This window comes from Aureimonas sp. N4 (genome assembly GCF_001463925.1).
Taxonomy (GTDB): domain Bacteria; phylum Pseudomonadota; class Alphaproteobacteria; order Rhizobiales; family Rhizobiaceae; genus Aureimonas; species Aureimonas ureilytica_A.
The window spans coordinates 127,764-148,798 of record NZ_BBWS01000006.1; the positions used below are offsets into that span (position 1 = coordinate 127,764).

At 65.2% G+C, this 21,035-nt stretch carries 20 protein-coding genes; 17 read left to right on the forward strand and 3 right to left on the reverse strand.

What is annotated here, in order from left to right; all coding sequences use genetic code 11:
* The first annotated feature begins 24 nt into the window (after positions 1–24).
* The 3 genes from AUL28_RS02040 to AUL28_RS23650 are packed head-to-tail and all read left to right on the forward strand — an operon-like array spanning position 25 to position 5,148.
* Complete coding sequence (locus AUL28_RS02040) at positions 25–2,910, forward strand: [protein-PII] uridylyltransferase (RefSeq protein WP_156419858.1); 2,886 nt, start codon at positions 25–27, stop codon at positions 2,908–2,910.
* Positions 2,907–4,508, forward strand: coding sequence for a murein biosynthesis integral membrane protein MurJ (gene murJ, locus AUL28_RS02045; RefSeq protein WP_062230479.1), 1,602 nt, complete (start codon positions 2,907–2,909; stop codon positions 4,506–4,508). Before AUL28_RS02040 ends, murJ begins: the two co-directional genes overlap by 4 nt.
* A 25-nt stretch (positions 4,509–4,533) precedes the next feature.
* Positions 4,534–5,148, forward strand: coding sequence for a biosynthetic peptidoglycan transglycosylase (locus AUL28_RS23650; RefSeq protein WP_082640182.1), 615 nt, complete (start codon positions 4,534–4,536; stop codon positions 5,146–5,148).
* On the opposite strand, the gene AUL28_RS22465 is transcribed toward AUL28_RS23650, so the two are convergent.
* On the reverse strand, positions 5,095–5,736 hold the full coding sequence (locus AUL28_RS22465; protein WP_156419859.1) for a hypothetical protein: 642 nt from the start codon (positions 5,734–5,736) through the stop codon (positions 5,095–5,097). The genes AUL28_RS23650 and AUL28_RS22465 overlap by 54 nt on opposite strands.
* Positions 5,737–5,931: 195 nt before the next feature.
* Here AUL28_RS22465 and trpS point away from each other — a divergent pair, with 195 nt between their 5' ends.
* Entirely contained in the window at positions 5,932–6,996 is a 1,065-nt protein-coding gene (trpS, locus tag AUL28_RS02050) for a tryptophan--tRNA ligase (RefSeq protein WP_058633333.1), read from the forward strand.
* 244 nt (positions 6,997–7,240) lie between these two features.
* Entirely contained in the window at positions 7,241–7,732 is a 492-nt protein-coding gene (locus tag AUL28_RS02055; RefSeq protein WP_058602034.1) for a universal stress protein, read from the forward strand.
* 29 nt (positions 7,733–7,761) lie between these two features.
* Here the strand turns inward: AUL28_RS02055 and AUL28_RS02060 are convergent, their stop codons facing one another.
* Complete coding sequence (locus AUL28_RS02060) at positions 7,762–8,730, reverse strand: cation diffusion facilitator family transporter (RefSeq protein WP_058633319.1); 969 nt, start codon at positions 8,728–8,730, stop codon at positions 7,762–7,764.
* 200 nt (positions 8,731–8,930) lie between these two features.
* Between AUL28_RS02060 and AUL28_RS02065 the strand changes: the two genes are divergently transcribed.
* The 12 genes from AUL28_RS02065 to trmB all read left to right on the forward strand — a co-directional run bounded on the left by AUL28_RS02065 (position 8,931) and on the right by trmB (position 20,593).
* On the forward strand, positions 8,931–9,509 hold the full coding sequence (locus tag AUL28_RS02065; RefSeq protein WP_058633318.1) for a NifU family protein: 579 nt from the start codon (positions 8,931–8,933) through the stop codon (positions 9,507–9,509).
* Between the two features lie 14 nt (positions 9,510–9,523).
* Positions 9,524–10,216 (forward strand): tRNA (adenosine(37)-N6)-threonylcarbamoyltransferase complex dimerization subunit type 1 TsaB, encoded by a 693-nt coding sequence (tsaB, locus tag AUL28_RS02070; RefSeq protein WP_062230480.1) that lies wholly within the window; start codon positions 9,524–9,526, stop codon positions 10,214–10,216.
* Positions 10,217–10,374: 158 nt separating this feature from the next.
* On the forward strand, positions 10,375–10,896 hold the full coding sequence (gene rimI / locus AUL28_RS02075) for a ribosomal protein S18-alanine N-acetyltransferase (protein WP_062230481.1): 522 nt from the start codon (positions 10,375–10,377) through the stop codon (positions 10,894–10,896).
* Positions 10,897–10,957: 61 nt separating this feature from the next.
* Positions 10,958–11,743 (forward strand): lysophospholipid acyltransferase family protein, encoded by a 786-nt coding sequence (locus tag AUL28_RS02080; RefSeq protein ID WP_062230482.1) that lies wholly within the window; start codon positions 10,958–10,960, stop codon positions 11,741–11,743.
* Positions 11,744–12,026: 283 nt separating this feature from the next.
* Positions 12,027–13,457 carry a tRNA (N6-isopentenyl adenosine(37)-C2)-methylthiotransferase MiaB gene (gene miaB, locus AUL28_RS02085; RefSeq protein ID WP_058633316.1) on the forward strand — a complete coding sequence of 477 codons (1,431 nt, stop codon included), beginning with the start codon at positions 12,027–12,029 and terminating at the stop codon, positions 13,455–13,457.
* Entirely contained in the window at positions 13,454–14,494 is a 1,041-nt protein-coding gene (locus AUL28_RS02090; RefSeq protein WP_058602028.1) for a PhoH family protein, read from the forward strand. The genes miaB and AUL28_RS02090 overlap by 4 nt, the downstream gene beginning before the upstream one ends.
* Positions 14,491–15,033 carry an rRNA maturation RNase YbeY gene (gene ybeY / locus AUL28_RS02095; protein ID WP_082640183.1) on the forward strand — a complete coding sequence of 181 codons (543 nt, stop codon included), beginning with the start codon at positions 14,491–14,493 and terminating at the stop codon, positions 15,031–15,033. The genes AUL28_RS02090 and ybeY overlap by 4 nt, the downstream gene beginning before the upstream one ends.
* A 40-nt stretch (positions 15,034–15,073) precedes the next feature.
* Positions 15,074–16,099, forward strand: coding sequence for a hemolysin family protein (locus AUL28_RS02100; RefSeq protein ID WP_058602027.1), 1,026 nt, complete (start codon positions 15,074–15,076; stop codon positions 16,097–16,099).
* Between the two features lie 239 nt (positions 16,100–16,338).
* The gene (lnt, locus tag AUL28_RS02105; protein WP_062230483.1) at positions 16,339–17,982 is read left to right on the forward strand and encodes an apolipoprotein N-acyltransferase; all 1,644 of its coding nucleotides are present in this window, start codon (positions 16,339–16,341) and stop codon (positions 17,980–17,982) included.
* Positions 17,983–18,102: 120 nt separating this feature from the next.
* Complete coding sequence (locus AUL28_RS02110) at positions 18,103–18,525, forward strand: helix-turn-helix domain-containing protein (RefSeq protein WP_062230484.1); 423 nt, start codon at positions 18,103–18,105, stop codon at positions 18,523–18,525.
* Between the two features lie 153 nt (positions 18,526–18,678).
* A complete protein-coding gene (gene metK, locus AUL28_RS02115; protein WP_062230485.1) occupies positions 18,679–19,890 on the forward strand; it encodes a methionine adenosyltransferase in 1,212 nt (403 codons plus the stop codon).
* Positions 19,880–20,593 (forward strand): tRNA (guanine(46)-N(7))-methyltransferase TrmB, encoded by a 714-nt coding sequence (trmB, locus tag AUL28_RS02120; protein WP_374701399.1) that lies wholly within the window; start codon positions 19,880–19,882, stop codon positions 20,591–20,593. The genes metK and trmB overlap by 11 nt, the downstream gene beginning before the upstream one ends.
* 54 nt (positions 20,594–20,647) lie before the next feature.
* On the opposite strand, the gene AUL28_RS02125 is transcribed toward trmB, so the two are convergent.
* Positions 20,648–20,998 (reverse strand): DUF2147 domain-containing protein, encoded by a 351-nt coding sequence (locus AUL28_RS02125; protein ID WP_082640184.1) that lies wholly within the window; start codon positions 20,996–20,998, stop codon positions 20,648–20,650.
* Between the last annotated feature and the right edge of the window lie 37 nt (positions 20,999–21,035).

Here is a 21,035-nt window from a genome sequence, read left to right on the forward strand (position 1 = left end):
ACCACCCGATCAGAAGGCAGTGCCATGACCGCCCAAACGACCCTGTCCCGCCGCGAACGGTCCGGCGGCCAGCCGGCGCAAGCCCGGCAGGTCGTCGCGTCGCAAGCCGATCTGCGGCTGGGCGAGATCGTGGATGGCAAGGCGCTGCGCGATGCCATGGCCGCGCTGATTCCAGCCGGGGGCGATGCTTCCGGCTCGGATACGCGCAACGGGCTGCTGGCGCTGCTCAAGCGCGTTAACAGCGAAGGGCGAAAGGCCGCCGAGCGTCTCCTCTTCGAGGATGGCGGCGGACTTCTTTGCGCGGCCCGCATCTCGCATCTTCAGGACGAGCTGATCCGCGCCGTCCATGATTTCGCGCTGCATCATGTGTTCGGCTCGCCCAATCTCTCCAGCGGCGAGCGCATGGCGATCTGCGCCGTCGGCGGCTATGGGCGCGGGACGCTGGCGCCGGGCTCCGACATCGATCTTCTGTTCCTTCTGCCTTACAAGCAGACGGCCCTGGGCGAGCAGGTCGCCGAATATCTTCTCTATCTCCTCTGGGATCTCGGGCTGAAGGTCGGCCACGCCACGCGCTCGGTCGAGGAATGCGTGCGCCTGTCGGCCGAGGATTTCACCATCCGCACCGCGCTTCTGGAGCGCCGGCTGATCTGCGGCGAGGAGGCTCTCTTCACCGATCTCGGCCGCCGGTTCGACGCGGAGGTAACGGCCGGCACGGGCCGCGCCTTTATCGCCGCCAAGCTCGCCGAGCGTGATGTGCGCCACCGCAAGACGGGCGACACGCGCTATCTGGTCGAGCCCAATGTGAAAGAGGGTAAAGGCGGGCTCCGCGACCTTCACACGCTCTTCTGGATCGCCAAGGATCATTACCGCGTCGATACGCGAGAGGAACTGGTGGCGGCCGGCATCTTCTCGCGGCGCGAGGTGCGCCTGTTCGAGAAGGCCGAGGATTTCCTCTGGGCCGTGCGCTGCCACATGCACTTCCTGACCGGCAAGCCGGAAGAGCGCCTCTCCTTCGACCTCCAGCGCGAGATCGCCTCGCGGCTCGGCTACAACACCCATCCTGGGCTGACGGATGTCGAGCGCTTCATGAAGCACTACTTCCTGATCGCCAAGGATGTGGGCGATCTCACCGGCATTTTCTGCGCCGCGCTGGAAGAGGAAAATGCCAAGGACGCGCCGGGCTTCCGCGGCTTCGTGCGCTCCTTCCGCCGCCGCACCCGGCAGATTCCCGGCACGCTCGCCTTTCTGATCGACAACAACCGCATCACGGTGGCCAACCGCAACGTCTTCACCGACGACCCGGTCAATCTCCTGCGTCTGTTCAAGCTCGCCGCCGCGCACGATCTCGAATACCACCCCGACGCGCTGAAGCTCGTGCGCCGCTCGTTGCGCTTGGTGGACGGGGCGCTGCGCGCCAACCCGGAAGCCAACAGCCTGTTTCTGGACGTGCTGACGGATCGCAACAATCCCGAACTGCATCTGCGGCGGATGAACGAGGCGGGCGTTCTCGGCCGCTTCATCCCCGAGTTCGGCAAGATCGTGTCGATGATGCAGTTCAACATGTATCATTCCTACACGGTGGACGAGCACTTGCTGCGCACCGTCGCCGGCATGTCGCGCCTCGAACATGGGGAACTCGCCAGCGAACTGCCCATGACGAGCGGCTTCGTGGAGACGATCCGCGACCGCGTCCCCCTTTATGTCGCGCTGCTTCTGCACGACATCGCCAAGGGCCGGCCGGAGGATCACTCGGTCGCCGGCGCGGCCATTGCCGAGGAGCTTTGCCCGCGCCTCGGGCTGGACGAGCGCGAGACCGAACTCGTCGCCTGGCTGGTGCAGGAGCATCTCGTTCTCTCGATGACCGCGCAGCAGCGCGACCTGACCGACCGCAAGACGATCCGCGACTTCGCCGAGCGGGTGCAGACGCTGGATCGGCTGAAGCTTCTGACCATCCTGACCGTCTGCGACATTCGCGCGGTCGGCCCCGGCGTGTGGAACAACTGGAAGGGCCAGCTCATCCGCACGCTCTATGCGGAAACCGAGCTGCTTCTAACGGGCGGCTATTCCGAATCCTCGCGCCGCCAGCGCGCCGATTTTGCCCGTCGCGAATTGGCCGAGCGGCTGAAGGACTGGCCGGAGGAGCGCCGCGCGGCCCGCGTCGAGCAGCATTACGACAATTACATGCTGACCGTGCCGCTGGACGATCAGGTGCGCCATGCCGAGTTCATCGATGCCGCCGACGAAAAGGGCCAGAGTCTCGCCACCGTCGCGCGCACCGACAAGTTCCGGGGCGTCACCGAGATCACGGTTCTGGCGCCCGACCATCCGCGCCTTCTCTCGCTGATCGCGGGCTCGTGCGCTGCGGCCGGCGCCAACATCGCCGACGCGCAGATCTTCACCATGACCGACGGGCGCGCGCTCGACATCGTCACCATCACGCGCGACTTCGCCGAGGATGCCGACGAGCTGCGCCGCGCCGATCGCATCGCCAAGACGGTGGAGGCGCTGCTGGGCGGGCGCGAGGCCATCCCCGCGCTTCTGGCGCGCCGCCGCCCGACGCGCTCCACCCAGTCCTTCGCGGTCGCGCCGCGCGTCGAGGTGCGCAACGATCTGTCGAACCGCCTGACGGTGGTGGAGGTCGAAGGGCTGGACCGGCCGGGGCTTCTCGCCGATCTGACCGGCGCGATCTCCGATCTCTCGCTCGACATCCGCTCCGCCCACATCACCACATTCGGCGAAAAGGTGGTGGACGTCTTCTACGTCACCGATCTTCTGGGCCTCAAGATCATCGGCGAGGGCCGAGCCGAGCGCATCCGCCGCCGGCTTCTCGCCGTGTTCGACAGCCCGGAGGGCGAACTCTCCTCCGCCACCGCCAAACCCTCTCCGGTCGCCTTCGGAATCGTCTCTTGAGCCTATTGAAGAAGTTCGCCACGGTTGGTGGCGCGACGCTGATTTCCCGCGTCTTCGGTTTCACCCGCGAAATGATGATGGCCTCGGCGCTCGGCGTCGGGCCGGTGGCGGACGCGTTCAACCTCGCCTTCCGCTTTCCCAACCTGTTCCGCCGCCTCTTCGCGGAAGGGGCGTTCAACGCCGCCTTCATTCCGCTTTTCGCGCGCTCGCTGGAAGAAGAGGGCGAGGAGGGGGCCAAGCGCTTCGCGACCGAAATCTTCTCGACGCTCTTCACCGTGCTTCTGGTTGTCACGGTCGCGGCCATGGTCTTCATGCCCGCGCTGGTGAAGACGATCATCGCGCCCGGTCTTGCCGCCTGCATCGACGATCCGCAGACGCTCGGCCAGCAGATTTCCTGCGAGGACCGCTACGCGATCACCATCGCCTTCTCGCGCATCATGTTCCCCTATCTCGCCTGCATGTCGCTGATGGCGATGGTGTCGGGGATTCTGAACGCCTTCCGCCGCTTCTTCGCCGCCGCCGCCGCGCCCACCATCCTGAACTTCGCGCTGATCGGCGTTCTCGCCTGGTGCTGGTGGAACGGGTCCGACCAGCAGACGATCGGCTTCCTGATGAGCTGGGGCGTCCTGTTTGCCGGCGTCGCGCAGCTTCTGATGGTGACGGTCGCCATGCGCATGGCCGGCTTTTCCGTGGCGCTCAAGCGCCCGCGCTGGACGCCCGCGCTCAAGCGGCTTCTGATCCTCGCCGGCCCGGCCGCCCTGATCGGCGGCATCACGCAGATCAACCTCTTCGTGGGCCAAGCCATTGCCTCCTACAAGCCGGGCGCGGTGTCGATCCTGCAATATGCCGACCGGCCCTATCAGCTGCCGCTCGGCATGGTGGGCGTCGCCATCGGCGTCGTGCTCCTGCCCGAACTCGCGCGCGCCTTGAAGGCCGGCCGCGCCGAGGAAGCACAGCACACGCAGAACCGCTCGCTCGAATTCGCGCTGTTCCTCACCGTCCCGGCTGCGATCGCGCTGTATGTCATGCCGGAGCCGATCATCCGCCTCATCTACGAGCGCGGAGCCTTCCTGCCGGAGACGACGCACCAGGTCGCCGCCGTGCTCGGCCTCTACGCCCTCGGCCTGCCGGCCTTCGTGCTGATCAAGGTCTTCTCGCCCGGCTATTTCGCGCGCGAGAACACGCGCGTTCCGATGATCGTGACGGGCATTTCGGCCGCCGCCAACACCGTCCTCTCCTTCGTGCTCTTCTGGTTCTATGCCGAGCAGGGCATCGCGCTCGCCACCACGCTGGCCGGCTGGCTCAACGCGTGGCTCCTGTTCGAAGGCCTGCGCCGTCAGGGCCTTTGGCATGTGGACATGGCGCTGGTGAAGCGCTCCGTGCTGGTGATCCTGTCCGCCGGGGCGATGGGCGGCGTGGTTTGGTTCCTCCTGGAGCGCCTCGCGCCTTATCTCGCCAGCGGCACCGGCGCGCTGACGCAGGGACTCGCGATCCTCGCCATCGTGGCGGTCGCCATGATTAGCTATTTTAGTTTGGCAATCTTAACGGGTGCTGTTGACAGGAGGGTTGCAAAAAAGCTGCTTTTACGGCGGCGATAAAATGACATTTGGTATGGGCTGAATTATGAGTACGCTTTTAACGTTACCTTCCTTGAAGCGTTGGTTAATTGAATTGAATCTGGAGTTGGATCGCGTTCTATCATGTGTTTATGCTTGGGATGATCGGAAAACTTTAAATGATATCGAGTTCTATGTCGTCGTTCTGGAGGACAGGCGCTTTTTTCAGCATGACGGATTAGACCGAAAAAGTGTACTACGAGAAATTTGGCGCGCGTGTACATTGAGGCGCCATGGTGGTGCAAGCACCATAGATATGCAATTTGTTAGGACGGTAACCGGAAGATATGAAAGGACTTTAAAAAGAAAAATGAGAGAGGTGCTGATATCGAGGTTGCTCAGATATCATGTGAGTAAGCATGCTGTCCTAAGGTCGTATCTTGATATCGCTTATTTTGGGACGGGTCTAAGTGGAGTTTATTCTGTAGCTGATAGTTTATTTGATTGTGCGCCGTCGCAGTTAAGCGGAAAAGATGCGGCTTTCGTTGCTTCGATGTTGGTCAGTCCTCGGCCTCGTATGCCCAGCCAGGAATGGTTTGTTAAAGTATTGGCGCGGGCCGAGTACGCTCTAAGCGTTGGATCGGGGTTGGAAGAGAGCTTTCAAAAGATAGGTATGAGATAATATTTCGATATTTTCGATTGTCACTTCAGGACGTTGCTCAATGTATGTCTTATCTCTCTCCATAGTGCGTTGCATATCAGCTGACATATTTCGCGCTTCGGCGTTTAGGATATCTAATATTTGAACTGCTTCTTTGAGGTATATTTCATGGTTTCCTTTGGATGCTTCGATGTCCCGTCTTGCGTTTCCAAGAAGTGAGTCAACCTTGCTAAATTCTGGGGGGAAATAATGGTCAAAGTTGTAGGCTAGTTGATAGCTAAAACTCTCCTTCATTTCAGTGATGAGGGAATGGATTTTTGAATGCCATTCGTTGACGACTAATCTGTAGATTTTTCTTTCGTCACATATACTCTCCATTTTAAGCTCGCGTAACGCCCCTATATAAGTCCTGCTTGCTGTAATTCGAACGTCTATGAGTGAAAAGCTAGAAGATATTATTGATGAGCGGCGTAGATATCTTTCCTTCGTATATGTCATTTTCTGCTCGAATAACCATCCTCTACGACGCCAAGCATTCGCTACTATATTCGTGACGATTAAGCCCATTAAAAAAATAAAAGCCGCCCATAGACCATTGATTAGTGACATGATCGCTGGCCTTTCGATAACTAGGGAGACGCAATGCCGCTCAGGGAGATATAATTTAGCACATAGAACTCTCAAGAATGCATGGTTTTTAGATGGCGACGCTTCCCGCTCAGCCCGCTTGCGGCGCGGGCTTCGCTTCGCCATAAGCGCGCCAACCGGCGTTCGTCTCCGGGCCGCCGCTTTCGGAGTTTCCCCATGGCCGATTTCAAGCCCCTCGTCTTTTCCGGCATCCAGCCGACCGGCAATCTCCATCTCGGGAACTATCTCGGCGCCATCCAGAAGTTCGTCGCCTTGCAGGACACGCAGGACTGCATCTTCTGCGTCGTGGACCTTCATGCTCTGACCGCGCAGCTCGTGCAGGACGACCTCGCCCAGCAGACGCGCGAGATCGCCGCCGCCTATCTCGCGGCCGGCATCGACCCCAAGCGCCATATCGTCTTCAATCAGGCGGCCGTGCCCGGCCATTCGGAACTTGCCTGGATCTTCAACTGCGTCGCGCGCATCGGCTGGATGACGCGCATGACCCAGTTCAAGGACAAGGCCGGCAAGGATCGCGAAAACGCTTCGCTGGGACTCCTCGCCTATCCCAGCCTCATGGCCGCCGACATCCTTCTCTACCGCGCGACGCATGTGCCCGTCGGCGACGACCAGAAGCAGCATCTCGAACTCACCCGCGACATCGCGACCAAGTTCAATCACGACTTCTCCGCCCGCATCGAGGCCAAGGGGCTCGGCGTGCCCATGGCGATGGGCGACGAAACCGTCAACGGCTATTTCCCGCTGGCCGAGCCCCTGATCGAAGGGCCGGCGACGCGCGTCATGAGCCTCAAGGACGGCTCCAAGAAAATGTCGAAGTCGGACCCCTCCGACCTCTCGCGCATCAACCTCACCGACGACGACGAGACCATCGCCAAGAAAATCCGCAAGGCCAAGACCGACCCGGACGCGCTGCCCTCCGAACCCGCCGGCCTCGCCGGGCGGCCCGAAGCCGACAATCTCGTCGGCATATATGCCGCGCTCTCCGGTCGCTCGAAGGCCGACATCCTCACCGAATTCGGCGGTCGGCCCTTCTCCGAGTTCAAGCCGGCTCTCGCCGATCTCGCCGTCGACAAGCTCGCGCCCATCGCCGGCGACATGCGCCGCGTCCTCTCCGACCCCGCCGAGATCGACCGCACCCTCAAGGATGGCGCCGAACGCGCCCGCGCCCTCGCGGACCGGACGCTCGCCGACGTCAAGTCCATCCTCGGCCTCTTGGGCTGAGCTGGTAGGACGACGCGGGGGCGCTGCCCCCGCACCCCCGTCAGGGGAAATGATTTCCCCTGAACCCCTCATTCGTTTGGCATGTGTCCGAGATTGGGGAGGGCCAGCGGCCCTCCCCAATCTCGGAAAAGTCCCAAAAGAAGGGAATGGTCCGGGAAGTCTTTCCCGGACGGGGTTCGGGGCGGTAGCCCCGCCATCAACCCACCCGCTTGCCGGAGCCCAAGCAGGCTGGCATGGTCCGGCCATGGTATCCAAGCGACTCGGGCGCGACGCCGGTGGGCGGCGCAAATTTCTGGCGGTGGTCGATGAGACGCCCGAATGCGGGCGGGCGGCGGCCTATGCGGCGCGGCGCGCCAAGGCGAGCGGCGGCGCGGTCGTGTTTCTCTATGTGATTGACGCGGCGGATTTCACGCAATGGCTCGGCGTCGGCGACATCATGCGCGCCGAGGCCGAGGAAGAGGCGCAGACGCGCCTGTCTCGCCTGGCGGAGGACATCCGCACGGCGGTCGGCATTGAGGCCGAGACGATCCTGCGCGAGGGCAAGACGGCGGACGAAATCCGCACGCTGATCGAGGCGGACCGCGAAATCGCGATCCTGGTTCTGGCGGCGAGCGATGCCTCGGACGGACCGGGGCCGCTGGTCTCGGCGGTGGCGGGCTCCGGCTCGGCCTTCCCGATTCCGGTGACGATCGTGCCGGCGACCTTGAGCGACGAGGAAATCGAAAGCCTCTGCTGACGGATTTGCCCGGTGGGGAGCGGCGATGATCAGTCGCTCTGCTCTTCGATACGCCGGGCGCGCTCGGCGAAGGTGCGGTGCGTCTGCGGCTTGACGAAGAGAGTCGTGATCTCGGGATGCGCGGCGCGGATGGCCGCTTCGATGCGGTGAACGCTCGCCTCGATCTCGGGCGCGGTCATGGCGTCCTCGAACTCGGCGCTGAGGGCCGCGACGATCTGCGTCGGGCCGAGATGCACGGTGACGACGCCATTGGCGCTCTGTACGCCGGGATCGCTCTCCGCGATCGCCAAGATCGCGGCCTGCGTGGCGGGCGCGGCGGCTTCGCCGATGAGGAGCCCCTTGCTTTCGCGGGCTAGGAAAATGGCCGTGGCGGCAAGAACGAGGCCGATGCCGATCGAGGCCGCGCCGTCGAGTTCCGGCCTATCCAGCGCCTGCGCTAGAAAGATGCCGACGAAGGCGATGGCCAGGCCGATCAGCGCCGCGCTGTCCTCGAACAGGACGGTGAAGGTCGTCGGGTCCTTGGAGCGCTTCACCGCCTCGATATAGCCGAGCCGGCCCTTGGTAACGCGAAACTCCTTGAGCGCTACGACCCAGGAAAAGCCTTCGAACAGGAAGGACAGGCCGAGCACGACATAGGTGATGGTCGGGTCCTCGATCGGCTCGGGGGCCAGCATGTGCGAGATGCCCTCGTAGATCGAGACGCCGGCCCCCAGCGCGAAGACCAGAAGCGCGACGATGAAGGTCCAGAAATAGAGCTCGCGCCCGTGGCCGAGCGGGTGCGTGCGATCCGCCGGGCGGGCGGCGCGGCGCGTGCCGTAAAGAAGCAGGACCTCGTTGCCGGTATCCACCAGCGAATGGACGCCCTCGCTGACCATCGCCGAGGAGCCGGAATAGGCCGCCGCCACGAATTTGGTGATGGCGATCAGAAGATTTCCGGCGAGCGCGGCATAGATGACCTTTTGCGAGCCTCCGGACTGCGCCCCCGAATGTGATGCCATGACCTGTCCCCTCGATACTGTAGGCAGGGCGGAAATGGCGAGAGGGCCGCATCGTTGCGTCCGGCCGGTCTCTCTTCTGCGGAACTGTGGACGGAGCGGACACGGCTCTTGTGCTTGCGGGCGCGGGCGCAGGGGCTTATCTCGGGGTAAAGCCTTGTCCCGGAGGACAAAGCGTCAAATCCTCTTGGCGGACACAGCCCATGTTCATCCAGACCGAATCCACTCCCAATCCGCAGACCCTCAAGTTCCTGCCCGGCCGGGTGGTTCTGGAAAACGGCACGGCCGAGTTTCTGGAAGCCGCCGAGGCCGGCGCGCGCTCGCGCCTTGCCGGTAAGCTCATGGCGATCCAGGGCGTGACGGGCGTCTTCTTCGGCTACGACTTCATCACCGTATCCAAGGACGCGACCGACTGGGCGCATTTGAAGCCCGCGATTCTTGCCTCCATCATGGAGCATTTCCTGTCGGGCGAGCCGGTCATGGCGCCGAGCGCCAGCGGTATGGCGGCGTCGGATTCCGGCGAGGAATTCTTCGACGAGTCGGACGAGGGCATCGTCTCCACGATCAAGGAACTGCTCGACACCCGCGTTCGCCCGGCAGTGGCGCAGGATGGCGGCGACATCACCTTCCGCGGTTTCCGCGATGGCGTCGTCTTCCTCAACATGCGCGGCTCCTGCGCGGGTTGCCCGTCCTCCACCGCGACGTTGAAGCACGGCATCGAAAACCTCCTGCGCCATTTCGTGCCCGAGGTCGAAGCCGTCGAGGCGATGGAAGCGGCCTGATCGGAGCCGCTTTCGTGCCTGACAACAAGGACCTGCTGCTCGCGGTCGATACGGCGAACGAGCGCTGCTCGGCGGCGCTCCTGCGCCTGTCCGATGGCGGCTTCGCGGCCCTGCGCGAGGACGAGATCGGGCGCGGCCATGCTGAGCGGCTGATGGACCTGCTGCAATCCGTGCTGGCTGACGCCGGCGCGGACTGGAGCGAGGTGGCCAAGCTCGCGGTCTGCATCGGGCCGGGCTCCTTCACGGGCATTCGCGTGGGCGTCGCCGCCGCGCGGGGCCTCGAGATTTCGCTGGGCGTGCCCTCGGTCGGCATTTCCACGCTGGAAGCCTTGGCCGAGCCGGAATGGGGCGAAGGCCCGGTTCTGGCGGTTCACGACGCCAAGCGGGGCGAGGTCTATGCCGCGCTCTTCGCGCGCGGCGGCGAGATGTTGCACAAGCCGGAAGCGCTCGCGCCGGACGCCTTGCCCGCCTTCGTCGCCCAGTCGGGCGCGGGATTGCGCGTCGTCGGCACGGGCGTGGGAATCGCGGCGGGCGTATTGGGCGAGGGCGTGGCGCTGTTTTTAACCGAGCGGCGCTTCGCCTCGATCGGTGCCTTGGCGCGACTGGGCGCGGAGCGCGCGCCGGACGGGCCGCCGCTGCCGCTTTACCTGCGCGGGGCCGACGCGAAGGCGCAAGTGCCGCTCGGACTACGGGCCGCGCCCCTGTGATCAACATTTTCTAGAGCCCTCCCGCCAACATCGATCCGGCGGACTGGGCTCAGAGCGTTCACGGAAAGGCTCTAGCCCAAATGCCTGAGCCGGCGTCATAATGATGCGGAAAGGGGCAGCGCGCAGAATGGGCGCCTGAACCCTTCGCGGAGAGAAGCATGTACTGGTATCTCCCCCTTGCTTGGACCCTTTCGTTTTGGGACGGCCTCCTAGGCCCCTCGGGCTATGTCGCGGTGCCGCTCGGCCTCGACGATCTCGACGAAGCGGCCGAGATTCATTCCGAGGCCTTCACGCAGGCCTGGTCGGGAGACGAGTTCGCCTCGCTGCTCGGGCAGGGCGGCACGTTCGGCTTCGTCGTGCGCGCCGAGAGCGGGCACAAGGCGGTCGGCGTCGTGCTGGCGCGCCTGACCGTGGACGAGGCGGAAATCCTCACCATCGCCGTTGACAAGAGCGTGCGCGGCAAGGGCATCGGCCGTCTCCTGATGGACAATGTCCTGCAATATCTCCATGCCGAGCGCGCCGCCTCGCTGTTTCTGGAGGTCGAGGAAACCAACGCGCCCGCGCTCGCGCTCTATCGCAAGCTGCGCTTCGAGGAGGTCGGCCGCCGCCCGGCCTATTATGCGGGGGCGGACGGCACGCGCAAAAGCGCCCTGATCCTGAAGCGGAACCTGCGTGACTGAGGTGAGCCTTCCCGCTGGTGCAGACGCCCCACGTCGCCGCGACCCTCTGGGCACGGCGCGGATGCTCGGCATCGGGCTGGCGCTGGCGTTGATGACGCTCGTGCTGATGCCGCTTCAGCTGCTTGCGATCCGCTTGCGCTGGCCGCTCGCGCGCCGTCTGCCCTTTGTTTGGCACAGTGTCGCCGCGCGGCTCATCGGTCTTCGCCTGCATCTGAAGGGCCAGCCCGTCACGGAGCGGCCGCTGCTTCTCGTCGCCAATCATCAGTCCTGGGCCGATATCGTGGCGCTCGGCGCGGTCATGCCGCTGTCCTTCATCGCCAAGAGCGAGGTCGCCGGCTGGCCGATCTTCGGCCTGCTCGCCAAGCTCCAGCGCACCACCTTCGTGGAGCGCGAGGCGCGCGGGCGCACGGGGCAGCAGGCGGACGCGATCGGCGAGCGGCTGAACGCGGGCGACGCCATGGTGCTCTTTGCCGAGGGCACGACCTCGGACGGAAACCGCGTCCTGCCCTTCAAGACGGCCTTGTTCGGCGCGGCGCAGGCGTCGCTTCGCCGCTCGCAGGCCGAGGCGGTCTGGGTTCAGCCCGTTTGCGTCGCCTATACCAAGGTCAACGGAATGCCGATGGGCCATTACGGCCGCCCGCTCGCCGCCTGGCCGGGCGATGTCGAACTGATGCCCCATCTCCTGGCCTTCCTGCGCGAAGGCGCGGTGGATGCCGAAATCCGCTTCGGCGAGCCCATTCGCTTCGATGCGGCAAGTGACCGCAAGGCCGTGGCGCGGCGCTGCGAAAGCGTCGTCGCCGCCCTGATGGCGCGCAGCCTGCGCGGGGATGACGACCGCGCAGGCTGACTTCGGCAGCGCTCGGTTGAGGCGTTGTTTCGCTCTACCCCAAAGTCTCGGGCCGTTTCGCGGGAATGCCCGCTTGCGCGTTCCCCCCAACCGCCTGATATAGATAGGCCAGGAGCAACGATGGCCGTGGCGTTTTTCGAAAAGGACGTGCGGCTTTCGCGGGCGCCGGATCGACCCTGCCGGACATGATCTCGCCGGACGCAACCAGCGAGCATGAGGGATCGGCGGGGCCGCGATGGAAGTCTTTTCCGGCAGAAGCCGAAAAAGACGCTATGAAGGACGCATGAGCGAGACGATCGACGAACGAGGCGACGAGCAGGGCGACAACCGGCGCAAGGTCTTTATCAAGACCTATGGTTGCCAGATGAACGTCTATGACAGCCAGCGCATGGGCGATGCCCTCGCCAAGGACGGCTATCGGCCGACCGACAGCGTCGAGGAGGCCGACCTCGTGCTCCTCAACACTTGCCATATTCGCGAGCGGGCTGCCGAGAAGATCTATTCCGAACTCGGGCGTCTGCGCGTCCTGAAGGCCGAGCGCGCCGCGCTGGGGCAGGAGATGCGCATCGGCGTCACCGGCTGCGTGGCGCAGGCCGAAGGGCCGGAGATCATCGCCCGCGCGCCCGTGGTCGATCTCGTGGTCGGCCCGCAGACCTATCACCGCCTGCCGGACATGCTGGCCCGCGTCGCCAAGGGCGAGCGCGTGGTCGAGACCGACTATGCGGTGGAGGACAAGTTCGAGCATCTGCCGAACCCCTCCAATAAAGAGATTCGCCAGCGCGGCGTCGCCGCCTTTCTCACCGTGCAGGAAGGCTGCGACAAGTTCTGCACCTTCTGCGTCGTGCCCTATACGCGCGGCGCGGAGGTCTCGCGCCCGCGCGCGGCCATTTTGGAAGAAGCGCGGCGTCTGGCCGGGGCCGGCGTGCGCGAGCTGACGCTGCTCGGGCAGAACGTCAATGCCTGGGGGCCGGGCGAAGGGGGGCTTGCCTCGCTCCTGCGCGATCTCGCCGAGATTCCGGGCATCGCCCGCCTGCGCTACACGACCTCGCACCCGCGCGACATGGACGAGGCCTTGATCGAGGCGCATCGCGATTTGCGGGCGCTGATGCCCTATCTGCATCTGCCGGTTCAGTCGGGCTCCGACCGCATCCTGAAGGCGATGAACCGGCGTCACAAGGCCGCCGACTATCTCCAGCTTCTGGAGCGCATCCGGCAGGCCCGGCCCGATATCGCCCTCTCGGGCGATTTCATCGTCGGCTTTCCCGGCGAGAGCGACGAGGATTTCGAGGCGACGCTCGCGCTGGTGCGCGAGGTCCGCTACGCCGCCGCCTACACGTTCAAATATTCGCCCCGCCCCGGCACGCCGGGCGCGACGATGGACGGCCATGTGCCCGAGGACGTGAAGACCGAACGGTTGGAGCGGCTCCAGGCGCTGATCCGCGAACAACAGGTGGCTTTTCAGGAAAGCTTCGTCGGCCAGGATACGGATGTCCTGATCGAGAAGCCCGGCCGCCATCCCGGCCAGATGATCGGTCGCTCGCCTTTCCTTCTGCCGGTCGTGGTTCCCGCCTCGGCGGGGGCGGTCGGCGATATCGTTTCGGTTCGCGTCACCGCGAGCCTTGCCAATTCTCTCATGGCCGCCGGCGCCGAGCCGGCTGACGCTCCCCACGCGACCCTCCGGGCGCAGGAGCTTCTCGCAAGGAAGATCGCATGAAGGCAGCACGCGGCATGTCACCGGCTTCCGGCGCTTCCGACATGGCCCATCTCGTTCTGACCTTCGACGACAACCGGCTGGCCGGTGCCCTGTTCGGGCAGTTCGACGAGCATCTGGCCCTGATCGAGCAGAAGCTGCATGTCGATGCGCGCGCGCGCGGCAACAAGGTGGAGCTTCGCGGCGACCCCACCGCCAGCGAACAGGCCCGCCGGGCGCTGGACTTCCTCTATGGCCGGCTGCAGGGCGGGGCCGAGATCGGCGCGTCCGATGTCGAGGGCGCCATTCGCATGGCGGTCGCGGCCGACGACCAGCTCGTCCTGCCGACCCTGGAAAAGAAGGGCCGCATCTCGCTTGCCCAGATTTCCACCCGCAAGAAGACCATCCACGCCCGCACGCCGACGCAGGATGCCTATATGCGCGCGATGGACCGGGCGGAGCTCGTCTTCGGTGTCGGCCCCGCCGGCACGGGCAAGACCTATCTCGCCGTGGCGCACGCCGCCCAGCTTCTGGAGCGCGGTCAGGTCGAGCGCATCATCCTGTCGCGCCCCGCCGTGGAAGCGGGCGAGCGCCTCGGCTTTCTGCCGGGCGACATGAAGGACAAGGTCGATCCCTATCTGCGTCCGCTCTACGACGCGCTTTATGATATGATCCCGGCCGAGAAGGTGGAGCGGGCGCTCGCCGCCGGCGCCATCGAAATCGCGCCGCTCGCCTTCATGCGCGGGCGCACGCTCACCAATGCGGCGGTGATTCTGGACGAGGCGCAGAACACGACCTCGATGCAGATGAAGATGTTCCTGACGCGCCTGGGCGAGAATGCCCGCATGGTGGTGACGGGCGATCCCTCGCAGATCGATCTTCCGCCCGGCCAGACCTCCGGTCTCGTGGAAGCATTGCGCATTCTCGACGGCGTGTCCAACATCGTCTCCGTGCGCTTCGAATCCAAGGACGTGGTGCGCCATCGCCTCGTGCAGTCGATCGTCGAAGCCTACGAGGGCGACGCGAGCGAGAAGCGCGCGCAGCAGGCCAAGCGCACGTGACGGACGGGCGACAACGCTCCGCGCCGCGCATCCTCCTCTCGGAGGACAGCGATCTCTGGCGCGAGCTCCTGAAGGGCGACCCGGAACCTCTCGTGCGCGAGGCGATTTTCGCCGTAGCGGATGATCAAGGCTTTGCCGTCGATCTCGACACCGAAGTCTCCGTCACGCTGACGGACGACGCCGAGGTTCGGGAGGTCAACAAGGAATGGCGCGGCAAGGACAAGCCGACCAATGTCCTGTCCTTTCCCATGGCCGAGTTGGAGCCGGGCGAAAAGCCCGGACCGCTTCTGGGCGACCTCGTTCTGGCGGCCGAAACCTGCGGGCGCGAAGCGGCCGAGGAGGGGAAGACGCCCTCCGATCATGTGCGTCATCTGATTGTGCATGGCATGTTGCATCTTCTGGGCTTCGACCACGAGACGGACGAGGACGCGGAGGACATGGAAAGCACCGAGATCCGCATTCTGGCGGGGCTCGGGATCGCCGACCCCTATGCGGAATCCGAGCTATCGGTCGCGACCGACAGCAACGCCCAAGACTGACGGCAACGCCCGAGACTGACCAAAACGAAAGACACGCTTTATGAGCATGACCCATCACCAGGACGAGACGGCTTCGGGCGAGCGCCACGCTCCCGAAGCGCCTGATGTCCGAAGTCGGCGGCGGCCGCGGGAAGACGAGCCCGGTTTCTTCGAGCAGCTCGTCACCTTCCTGAGGCCCCGCGTTCCGCCCTCGCTGCGCGAGGAACTGGTGGACGCCCTGATGGGCGAGGGAACGGAAGCGACCGGCTTCTCTCCCGGTGAGCGGCTCATGCTCACCAATATTCTGGAACTCCACGACATGCGCGTGGAAGACGTCATGGTGTCGCGCACCGAGATCGACGCCGTGCCGGTCACCGCGACGCTCGCCGAACTCATGGCCCGTTTCGAGGAAACCGGCCGCTCGCGGATGCCCGTCTATGGCGACGGGCTCGATGATCCGCTGGGCATGGTCCATATCCGCGACATGGTCGGCCACATCACCCGCGCCGCCCTTTGCTTCGGCCACGACAAGGAGCAGGAAGGCGCGCCGGTTCGCTCCACGCTCGATCTCGCCCGCGTCGATCTCGACCATACGATCGCCGATCTCGGGCTCCTGCGTCAGGTTCTCTTCGTGCCGCCGTCCATGCACGCGGCCGAGCTGATGGCGCGGATGCAGGCGAGCCATATCCAGATGGCGCTGGTGATCGATGAATATGGCGGCACGGACGGTCTCGTCTCGCTGGAAGACATCCTGGAAATGGTCGTCGGCGACATCGAGGACGAGCATGACGACGAGGAAATCCTTGTCACCCATGCCGGCGACGGCGTTTACTACGCGGACGCGCGCGCCGAGCTGGAGGACGTCTGCAAGCTCGTCGGCCCCGATTTCGACGTCAGCGCTCATGAGGACGAAGCCGACACGATCGGCGGTCTCGTGGTGCAAGCCCATGGTGGCCTGCCTGAGATCGGCACGGTGATCGAGGCCGTGCCCGGCTTCGAGATCGAAGTGCTGGACGCCGATCCGCGCCGTGTGAAGCGCCTGCGCATCGTGCGCTTTCCAGAAGGCCCGTCGCCGGAACTGGCGTAGGAACGTATGAACTCGCCTTGCTGATCGCGGCCGCGACGGGCTCGGCTCTTGGCCGGCGCGTCTGGCTGGCGGGCCTCGAGGCGGCCCGCCTGTCCGCCGCGCGCGCATCCGCTTCGGTCTCGACGGATCGGTGCGGGCGGCGCAAGGCTCGTGCTCGCTTCATGACGGCCTCTGGACGTGGCGCGCCGACATCTTTATCGGCGCGGCAGGGACCGGGCCGGTCATGAAGGGGAAGCGGTTTGCAAACAGGACTTCAGCGTCTGGCGGGGCGCATCATTCTGTCGGACGGCTGGACGCGCGCCCTGATCGCCTTTCTGGCCGGCGCCGTCCTGGTGCTGGGCTTGGCTCCCTTCAACGTGCCGGCCGTCGGCTTCGTCTCCTTTCCGCTGCTCGTCTGGCTTCTGGATGGCGCGAGCGGAAAGCCGGGCGCGGGCCTGATCCGGCGCTCCTGCCCCGCTTTCCGCATCGGCTGGTGCTTCGGCTTCGGATATTTCGTGGCCGGTCTCTGGTGGCTGGGCGCGGCGATCCTGGTGGACGGGGCGGAGTTCTGGTGGGCGCTGCCGCTCGCCGTGTTCGCACTGCCCATGGCGCTCGCGATCTACTGGGGTTTGGCGGCCGCACTCGCGCGCTTGTTCTGGAGCGATGGCGCCCTGCGCCTGTTCGCCCTCGCGGCCTCGATCGCCCTGTTCGAGGACCTGCGCGGAATGCTCCTCACCGGCTTCACCTGGAACACGGTCGGCGCCATCGCCGCGCCCGTGCCGCTGCTCATGGGCTCGGTTTCGGTGGTTGGTCTCAACGGGCTGACGCTGCTGTCCGTTTTCGTGTTCTCGCTGCCGGCGCTCCTGGCGACCCCGGCGCGCGGGCGTGCCTTGGCGTCGGTGTTCGGCGTTGTGCTCGTTGGCGCCCATGTTGCCTATGGCTGGTGGCATGTTTCGAATGCGCCCGCCGGCCATGTCGCCGGCGTCACCCTGCGCCTCGTTCAGCCCAATATCCTGCAGGGCCAGAAATGGGACCCGGCCGAGGCCGAGCGCATCTTTTCGCGCCAGCTGGAACTGACCCAAGCGCCCATGCCGCCCGCGCCGATTCTCCAGGGCGATGGGAGCGCCCAGACGCCCTCCACGGAGCCCGGCCGACGCCTCGTGGTCTGGCCGGAATCCTCCTTCCCCTTCATTCTCACCCAGCGGCCGGACGCGGTGGCGAGCCTTGCCGAGGCGCTGGGCCCAGGCGACACGCTGATCGCAGGGGCGACGCGCATGGAAGGGGAGGGCGCCAAGGCCCGCTTCTTCAATTCGGTCTATGTGATCGGCGAGGACGGGACGATCCTCGACGCGCAGGACAAGCTGCATCTCGTGCCCTTCGGCGAATATCTGCCGTTTCAGGCGCTGCTCGAAAGCTGGGGCATCAATCAGTTGACGCATCTGCCAGGCGGCTTCTCGCCCGGTGCCTCGCGTCGCGATCTGGAGGCGGGGCCGGGCGGCCCGCGCTTCCTGCCGCTCATCTGCTACGAGATCATCTTTCCCGGCGAGATCGGCACGCGGGCCACGCGCCCTGACTTCATCCTCAACGTGACGAACGATGCCTGGTACGGCCGCACGCCCGGCCCCTACCAGCATCTGCGCCAAGCCCAACTGACGGCGGTGGCTTTCGGCCTGCCGCTCGTGCGCGCCGCCAATACGGGCATTTCGATCGTCACCGATTCGGTCGGGCGGCCCGTGGCCGGCTTGGCGCTTGGGCAAGGAGGGACGGTGGATGCCGACCTGCCCCTGCCCGGCGCGCCGACGCCCTATGCGCGATGGGGCGAAAAGGTCTTCTACGGGCTTCTGGCGCTGTTCGGCCTTGCGGCTGTTATCGGCTATGTCCGATTTCGCCGCTCCGCCGATTGACGCGCGCACGGGCACTCCCTAACGAAACCTCTGTAGGAATACATACAGATCAATCGTAGCGCCCGCCGACCGGACGTCATGCCGCTGCGGTCTGCGACGGCGGGGGCGGAAGGCACGGCGATGGTGGAAGCGAAGAAGACGCCGAACCCTGTGGATGTTCATGTGGGCTCGCGGCTTCGCCTGCGCCGCACGAGTCTGGGCATGAGCCAGGAGAAGCTCGGCGAGCATCTCGGCATCACCTTCCAGCAGATCCAGAAATACGAAAAGGGCACCAACCGCATCGGCGCGAGCCGGTTGCAGAACATCTCCGCCGTGCTCTCGACGCCGGTGTCCTTCTTCTTCGATGGGCTGGACTCCCAGCCCTCCGGGCTGACAGAGCTGAACGAGCCGGCCAGCGATTTCGTGCATGACGCACCGCACTCGGCCGAAATGCTCCAGCTGACACGCGCCTTCCAGCGCATTGCCGATCCCAAGGTCCGCCGGCGCGTGCTCGACCTCGTGCGAGCCTTGTCCTCCGCAGACGATGACGGCGAAAACGACTGAAACTGGTCGATTTTGGCGCGATCCGGCGGTTTCGCGCTGGAAATTTCGCTTGCGCGAAGAGCCCTCATTTCCTAACCCCGGCGAGCCCGCGACCGAAGTGGGCTGAAGCGGCAAGTCGGACCCTCTCCGACGGCACGGGAGAGTTCCAGGCACATGGCGCGCAGCGACTACCTCTTCACCTCGGAAAGCGTTTCCGAAGGACATCCCGACAAGGTTTGCGACCGCATCTCCGACGAGATCGTGGATCTTCTCTACAAGGAAGCGCGCAAGAGCGGCATGGACGCCTCGCTTCTGCGCGTCGCCTGCGAAACGCTGGCGACCACGAACCGCATCATCATCGCCGGTGAAGTGCGCTGCTCGGTCGAGGCGGGCCGGCTGAAGTCGAAGGTCCGCTCGGCGGCGCGCAAGGCCGTGAAGGCGATCGGCTACGAGCAGGACGGCTTCCACTGGAAGACCGCCAAGATCGACGTTCTCCTGCACGAGCAGTCCGCCGACATCGCCCAGGGCGTGGATGTGGGCGGTGAGAAGAACACCGAAGGCGCGGGCGACCAGGGCATCATGTTCGGCTATGCCTGCCGCGAAACGGCGGAGCTGATGCCGGCCCCGATCTTCTACGCGCAGAAGATTCTGGAGCGTCTGGCGACGGCCCGCAAGGCGGCCGAGGGCGACGCCGGCAAGCTCGGCCCCGATGCCAAGACGCAGGTGACGGTTCGTTACAAGGACGGCAAGCCGTCCGAGATCGTGTCGATCGTGCTCTCGACCCAGCATCTGGACGAGTCGCTGAATTCCAAGGACGTGCGCGCCATCGTCGAGCCCTTCGTGCGCGAGGCCGTCGCCGAACTGCCGATCGCGGCCGATTGCGTCTGGCACGTCAACCCGACCGGCAAGTTCGTGATCGGCGGACCGGATGGCGACGCGGGCCTCACGGGCCGCAAGATCATCGTGGACACCTATGGCGGCGCGGCCCCTCATGGCGGCGGCGCCTTCTCGGGCAAGGACCCGACCAAGGTCGACCGCTCGGCCGCCTATGCCGCGCGCTATCTCGCCAAGAACGTGGTGGCCGCCAAGCTTGCCGATCGCTGCACGATCCAGCTGTCCTACGCGATCGGCGTCGCCGAGCCGCTGTCGGTCTATGTCGATCTGCACGGCACCGGCACGGTGGACGAGGCGGCCGTCGAGACGGCGCTGCGCGAGGTCATGGACCTGACGCCGCGCGGCATTCGCGAGCATCTCCAGCTCACCCGCCCGATCTACGCCAAGACCTCCGCCTATGGCCATTTCGGCCGCAAGCCCGGCCGTGACGGTTCCTTCTCCTGGGAGCGCACCGACCTCATCTCCAAGCTGAAGTCTGCTCTTGGCCGCTGAACGACGCATCAACGGCACCAAGGCTCGAGTCCGCGAGAACTTCTTCGGCCGTTCTCGCGGCAAGACCCTGCGCCCTCTCCAGGCCGATCTCCTGGACGAGCGGATGCCCGTGCTCGGCCTCGACCTGTCGCAGCCCGCGCCGGGGAATCTCACGTCGCTGTTCGAGGCCGAGGTCTCAGGCGTCCGGCTGGAGATCGGGTTCGGCGGGGGCGAGCATCTTCACATGGAGTCCGGCCGTCATGCCGGCACGGGTTTCATCGGCGTCGAGCCGTTCCGCAACTCCATGGCCAAGATGCTGGTCGCGCTCGAAGAAGAGCCGCGCCCCAACCTGCGCCTGTTCGGCGACGACGCGACGCTGCTTCTGGATTGGCTGCCGGATGCATGTTTGAGCGGCATCGATCTGTTCTATCCCGACCCCTGGCCCAAGAAGAAGCACTGGAAGCGCCGCTTCGTGAACGAGCGCACGCTGCGCCGCTTCGCCCGCGTGATGAAGCCCGGCGCGCTGTTCCGCTTCGCCTCGGACATCGAGACCTATGTGGACTGGACGCTGACGCATCTGCGCGATCACGAGGCCTTCGAATGGCTGGCGCAGTCCCCGGCCGACTGGCATACGCCCTATGAGGGCTGGCCCGGCACGCGCTACGAGGCCAAGGCGCATCGCGAGGGGCGCAAGGGCGCCTATCTCACCTTCCGCCGGATCTGAGCTTGCGACCCTCCCGCCGCCCCGCGACATAGCGTGGGGCGAGGGCAGCGTCGTTCAGCGCTTGGTCCAGCTCTGCGTCTTGCAGAAGACCTTGAGGGCGCAGCCCGTCAGCTTCAGCAACGCGCCCGCCACCTCGGCCTTGCCGGCATAGGTGCGCTCCGCTTGCGGATCGGTGATCTCGCCCTCATAGGTTCCCGCCGAGCCGCTCATGCGCCCGATCTGGCGTCCCTTGAACTTGCCGGTGGTGAGGCTGATGCAGAAGGCGTCGCCGCAGGGCGCGATGCTGGCAATCTCGCCCGATGCCGTTCGCCAGTTGCCGACAACGGGTTCGGCCGCGCTCGCCGAACCGAAGGTCGCGATCAGCAGCCCGCTCGCGGCGATCAGGCGTGTCATCTGGTGTCTCATGCGCTTGGTCCTCCCGGCCTGTGGAACGGGCAGGTTG

What these genes read in the sequence shown, in the direction of transcription:
- AUL28_RS02040 (WP_156419858.1), top strand. Translation starts at nt 25, where the DNA reads ATGACCGCCCAAACGACCCTGTCCCGCCGCGAACGGTCCGGCGGCCAG.
- AUL28_RS23650 (WP_082640182.1), top strand. Translation starts at nt 4,534, where the DNA reads ATGAGTACGCTTTTAACGTTACCTTCCTTGAAGCGTTGGTTAATTGAA.
- AUL28_RS22465 (WP_156419859.1), bottom strand. Translation starts at nt 5,736, where the DNA reads ATGTCACTAATCAATGGTCTATGGGCGGCTTTTATTTTTTTAATGGGC.
- trpS (WP_058633333.1), top strand. Translation starts at nt 5,932, where the DNA reads ATGGCCGATTTCAAGCCCCTCGTCTTTTCCGGCATCCAGCCGACCGGC.
- AUL28_RS02055 (WP_058602034.1), top strand. Translation starts at nt 7,241, where the DNA reads ATGGTATCCAAGCGACTCGGGCGCGACGCCGGTGGGCGGCGCAAATTT.
- AUL28_RS02060 (WP_058633319.1), bottom strand. Translation starts at nt 8,730, where the DNA reads ATGGCATCACATTCGGGGGCGCAGTCCGGAGGCTCGCAAAAGGTCATC.
- AUL28_RS02065 (WP_058633318.1), top strand. Translation starts at nt 8,931, where the DNA reads ATGTTCATCCAGACCGAATCCACTCCCAATCCGCAGACCCTCAAGTTC.
- rimI (WP_062230481.1), top strand. Translation starts at nt 10,375, where the DNA reads ATGTACTGGTATCTCCCCCTTGCTTGGACCCTTTCGTTTTGGGACGGC.
- AUL28_RS02080 (WP_062230482.1), top strand. Translation starts at nt 10,958, where the DNA reads ATGCTCGGCATCGGGCTGGCGCTGGCGTTGATGACGCTCGTGCTGATG.
- miaB (WP_058633316.1), top strand. Translation starts at nt 12,027, where the DNA reads ATGAGCGAGACGATCGACGAACGAGGCGACGAGCAGGGCGACAACCGG.
- AUL28_RS02090 (WP_058602028.1), top strand. Translation starts at nt 13,454, where the DNA reads ATGAAGGCAGCACGCGGCATGTCACCGGCTTCCGGCGCTTCCGACATG.
- AUL28_RS02100 (WP_058602027.1), top strand. Translation starts at nt 15,074, where the DNA reads ATGAGCATGACCCATCACCAGGACGAGACGGCTTCGGGCGAGCGCCAC.
- AUL28_RS02110 (WP_062230484.1), top strand. Translation starts at nt 18,103, where the DNA reads ATGGTGGAAGCGAAGAAGACGCCGAACCCTGTGGATGTTCATGTGGGC.
- metK (WP_062230485.1), top strand. Translation starts at nt 18,679, where the DNA reads ATGGCGCGCAGCGACTACCTCTTCACCTCGGAAAGCGTTTCCGAAGGA.
- AUL28_RS02125 (WP_082640184.1), bottom strand. Translation starts at nt 20,998, where the DNA reads ATGAGACACCAGATGACACGCCTGATCGCCGCGAGCGGGCTGCTGATC.